The organism is Ferruginivarius sediminum, from assembly GCF_003344765.1.
Taxonomy (GTDB): domain Bacteria; phylum Pseudomonadota; class Alphaproteobacteria; order Kiloniellales; family Rhodovibrionaceae; genus Ferruginivarius; species Ferruginivarius sediminum.
Map to the genome: position 1 here is coordinate 1 of NZ_QPMH01000044.1, position 5,001 is coordinate 5,001.

Below are 5,001 nucleotides of genomic sequence, written 5' to 3' on the forward strand. Positions count from 1 at the left end.
TGACGCCGATCCGCGCGGCCAATGCCTTGGTCGTGACCGCGTCGGGGCCCTGTTCCCCGGCCATCCGGAGCATCGTGTCCAGGATCTGCCGACGTCGCTCTTCGCCAGTTTTTCGCGCTTCCATATAACCATCCAAGGTGAAATATCACTAACACCAATCCGCCCAGCGTGGCACGCACAACATTTTGAAGGATTGCGAAAACCTCGCACGCACCCCGGAGTCGAAGGCGAAGGGCATCCGACATCTAACGTTAGCGTTGACTAACTTTATGCTAACCGGTATGCCGGCACTGTCAACCCCTTCGCAAGCCAACAGGTTGTCCCGTGAGAATTCTTCGCCGCGCGCTTCTCGTCCTTCTGCCCGCAGCGCTCGGGGCCGCCCTCGGGCTCTGGCTGGTCGCCAACCGGCCGGCGCCGGAGAAAGCTGTCGCCAGCGAACAGGCGACGGCCGTTCAGGTGATCGCCGCACCCCGGCTCGCGTACGTACCCCGCGCCACTGGTTACGGTGAAGCGCGACCAGCGCGCACCTGGCGCGCCGTTGCCGAGGTATCCGGCGAGATCGTCGACAGGCACCCCGATTTGCAGACGGGCGCGATCCTCGGCGCCGGCACCACGCTCTTCCGAATCGACCCGACGGACCACAAGATCGCGATCGCCGAGGCAAAGGCGACGATTGCCGCCAAGAAAGCGCAACTGGCCGAGCTGGATCAGCGCGAAACCAGCACCCGGCAGTCCCTGGAGATCGAACATAGCCGCCTCCGGGTCGCCGAGCGCGAACTGCAACGGCAGCGCACACTTCACGACCGCGGTACCGTGCCGCAGGCGACCGTGGACCGGCAGGAGCGCGAATACCTCCAGCAGCGTCAGGCCGTCCAGGAGCTGGAGAATACGCTCGCCCTGCTTCCCGCCGAGCGGGACCGGCTGGAGGCGGAACTGGCGGGCGAGCATACACGGCTACGCCGCGCCGAACGCGATCTCGCCCGCACGACGATCACCGCGCCCTTCGACCTGCGCGTCGCCGCGACCGACGCCGAAACCGGTCAGGTGGTGCAGGCCGGGGCGACGCTGATGCAGGGCGACGCCGTCGCGGCGAGCGAGGTCGAGGCCGAGGTGCCGGTCGAGCGCTTCCGCGCCCTGCTCGATCCGGTGCGCCGCCCCGCGACCGACTCGGTTGCCCGGCTGCGCGACTTGCTCCCGGCCATGGGGCTGACCGCCGAGGTGCGGCTGCGCACCGGCGGCGAGCCCGTGATCTGGGACGCCCGGGTGGACCGGATCAGCGAGGCGATCGACGTCGAAACGCGCACCGTCGGGGCGGTCGTGGTGGTCGAGCGGCCGTACGAACGGGCGCGCCCGCCGGAGCAGCCGCCGCTGGTCAAGGGCATGTACGTCGAGGTCCGGCTGTGCGCCCCGCCGCGCCCGCCCGCAGTCGTCGTGCCGCGCGCCGCGCTCCACGGCGACCGCGTCTATGTCGCCGGGCCAGACGAACGCCTGGATTTGCGCGATGTCGAGATCGCCGGCCACTACGGGGAATTTGCTGTAATCCGCACAGGGCTTGAAGCCGGGGAGCGGATTGTCCTGACCGACTTGGTCCCGGCCATTGCCGGGATGAAGCTGGCCCCACACCCCGACGACGCCGCCGCGCGACGGCTCCGCACCGACGCCCGCGGGGAGGAGGCCTGTCCGTGATCCGGTACTTCGCCGGCCATCCCACCGCCGCCAACCTGCTGCTGGTACTGATCGTCGCCGCCGGCGTGCTGGCGGCCCCGACCCTCAAGCGCGAGACCTTTCCCCGCTATACCGCCAAGGAGGTTGGCGTCGAGGTCGCCTATCCGGGCGCCGGCGCCGCCGACGTGGAGGAGGCCGTCTGCGCGCGCATAGAGGACGCGCTGGAAGGCGTCACCGATCTGGCCGAGCTGCGCTGCGAGGCGCTCGACGACCGGGCCAGCGCGGTCGCCGAAATGCGCGAGGGCGGCGATTTCTCCCGCTTCCTCGACGAGGTCAAGACGGAAATCGATGCGGTCGACGACTTCCCGCCGCGCGCCGAAGCGCCGGTCGTACGCGAATTGCACCGGACGGACTTTGTCGCCTCCATCGCAGTGAGCGGCGAGATGGCGACGCCGCACCTCAAGGCCTACGCCGAAGCGCTCAAGGACCGTCTGCTGCGCCTGCCGGAGGTCTCGCAGGTCGACGTCGCCGGATTTTCCGATCATCAGTACCGCATCGAGATCGCCAAGCCCGTTTTGCGTCAGCACGGGCTGTCGGTGCGCGACATTGCCCGCAAGATCGCCCGGCAGAACGTGGATTTGCCCGCCGGCAGCATCGAGACGGACGCGCAGGAGGTTCGGCTCCGCTTCCAGGACGAGCGCCGCACGCCGCGGGAACTTGCGGAGCTCGTCGTGATTGCCGGCGAGAGCGGCGGCGAGCTGCGGCTGGGCGATATCGCCACCGTGACCGACCGGTTCGAGGATCCCGAGCGCAAGGTGCTGTTCGACGGCCGGCGCGCGGCGATCCTTGAGATACGCAAGACGCCCGCCGAGGACAGCCTGCGCGTCGTCGACGCCCTGCGGACCTTCATCGCCGAGCAGCGCCGCGGCGCGCCGCCGGGCGTCGAGCTGGCCCTGGCGCAGGACGTGTCCTCGATCGTGCGCGACCGCCTGACCATGCTGGTCGAGAACGGCGTGCAGGGCCTGCTCCTGGTTGTCCTGGCGATGTGGCTGTTCTTCGGCCTGCGGTTCTCCTTCTGGGTGGCGCTCGGCCTGCCGGTCTCGTTCCTGGGCGCGATCTTCGTCATGGCGGCCGCCGGCCTCTCGATGAACATGATCACGATGACCGGGCTGCTGATGGCCATCGGGCTGCTGATGGACGACGCCATCGTGATCGCCGAGAACATCGCGGCGCACCGCGCCGAGGGCCGCGACGCGCTGGACTCGGTGATCCGGGGCACGGGGCAGGTCGCGCCGGGGGTGCTGTCGTCGTTCATCACCACGGCGTTCGTCTTTGGCCCGCTGGCCTTCCTCTCGGGCGACATCGGGACGGTGCTGGAGGTGATGCCGGTGGTGCTGCTGGTCACGCTCGCGGTAAGCCTGATCGAGGCCTTCCTGATCCTGCCGCACCACCTCGTGCATCCGGTCGCGCGGATGCGCGAGGGCGCGCAAGGACGCTTCCGGGCGGTCTTTGAGCGCGGCTTCGACTGGTTGCGCGAGCGGATTGTCGGCCGGGCCGCCGATCTTGCGGTGCGGGGCCGCTACCTGTTCCTCGGCGTTATGCTGTTCGCGCTGCTGGCGACGATCGGCTACGGGGCCGCCGGCCACCTGAAGTTCCAGGCGTTTCCCGAGATCGACGGCGACGTGGTGGAGGCGCGCCTGCTGCTGCCCCAGGGCACCCCGCTGGCGCGCACCGAGGCGGCGGTCGAGCGGATTGTCGCCGCCTTGCGCCGCGTCGACGCCGCCGCCACGCCAAACCAGCCGGGCGGGCAGCCGCTGGTCCAGCAGGTCCAGGTCCGCTTCGCCGAGAACGCGGACGCGCACGAGACCGGGCCGCATGTCGCCACGATCGTCGTCGACCTGCTCGGCGCCGAACGACGCGCGCTCACGCTGGACGAGCTTTATGCCCGCTGGCGGGCCGAGATCGGCGCGCTCCCGGGGGCGATCAGCCTGACCATGCAGGAACCGAGCCTCGGCCCCCAGGGACGCGCCTTCGAGATCCGCCTGCAGGGCGACGACCTCGACGCGCTCAAGTCAGCCTCCCTCGCCTTGCAGGACGAACTCATAAGCTACGCCGGCCCGCGCGATGTGATGGACGACCTGCGTCCCGGCAAGCCGGAGCGGCGGATTCGGCTGGCGGAGGGTGCGACCGGCCTCGGCCTGGATGCGGAGACCGTAGCCTCCCAGTTACGCGCCGCCTTCCTGGGCGAAACGGCCAGCGAAATCCAGCTCGGACCGGAGTCCTACGAGATCGAGGTGCACCAGGCGCCCGGCGACCGGGATAGCCTGGCGGACCTCGACGACTTCACCGTGACCCTGCCCGGCGGCGGCCAGGTCCCGCTCGACGCGGTCGCGACGGTCGAGCCGGCACGCGGCTGGGCGCGGATCCACCGGATCGACGGCCGGCGCACCGTCACGCTCACCGGCGACCTCGACACCCGCGCCGGCAACGCCATGGACATCCTGTCGGACCTGCAACAGGACTTCCTGCCCGATCTGGGCCGGCGCTTCCCCGGCGTCGAGGTCAGCCTGCAGGGCCAGTCCAAGGAGGCGGCCACCACCGGCGGCTCGGTGCGGAACGCCTTTCTGTTCGGGCTGATCGGGGTGTTCGTCGTCCTGGCGTTCCAATTCCGCAGCTACCTGGAACCGCTGGTCGTCATGACGGCGATCCCGTTCGCCGCGGTCGGCGCGGTGTGGGGACACATCCTTGTCGGGTATCCGATCTCGATGCCCAGCCTGGTCGGCGCCGCCTCGCTCGCCGGCATTGTCGTGAACGATTCGATCCTGCTGGTGCATTTCGTCAAGCTGCGGGCGGGCGAGGGCCGCGCCACAAGCGACGCCGCGCGCCAAGCCAGCCGCGACCGGTTCCGCGCGGTCCTGCTGACCTCGCTCACCACCATCCTGGGCCTCCTGCCCCTGCTCGCCGAGGGCAGCCTGCAGGCGCAGGTGTTGAAGCCGCTGGTGATCAGCGTGGTCTTCGGGCTGCTCGCGTCCACCGTCCTGGTCCTGCTGTTCGTGCCGGCACTCTACAGCATCCTGGCCGATGCCCGATTGGTTCGTCCCGGATCGCGTATGGGACAGCGCGAGAATGTTTGAGCGGGCGTCCGTGCCATGCCGGCCACCAGCTGACGCGGACTCATCGGCAGCCGCCCCGCCGAGACGCCACGGTTCCCGGTTCCGCCTCCCTCACCGCTTGGCGGCGTCCTATGAACCCGCCTCGATCCACTCGGCACCGGCACGCTCATAATAGAAGCCGTTCGCCAGGGGCGTCGCGCCCGCGAGGTCGCCTATCCGGGCG

At 69.8% G+C, this 5,001-nt stretch carries 2 protein-coding genes; both read left to right on the plus strand.

Annotation, left to right across the window (positions count from 1 at the left end; translation table 11 throughout):
* The first annotated feature begins 324 nt into the window (after positions 1-324).
* On the plus strand, positions 325-1,686 hold the full coding sequence (locus tag DRB17_RS19670) for an efflux RND transporter periplasmic adaptor subunit (protein WP_114583929.1): 1,362 nt from the start codon (positions 325-327) through the stop codon (positions 1,684-1,686).
* Positions 1,683-4,799 carry an efflux RND transporter permease subunit gene (locus tag DRB17_RS19675; protein WP_114583930.1) on the plus strand — a complete coding sequence of 1,039 codons (3,117 nt, stop codon included), beginning with the start codon at positions 1,683-1,685 and terminating at the stop codon, positions 4,797-4,799. Before DRB17_RS19670 ends, DRB17_RS19675 begins: the two co-directional genes overlap by 4 nt.
* Positions 4,800-5,001: the final 202 nt, after the last annotated feature.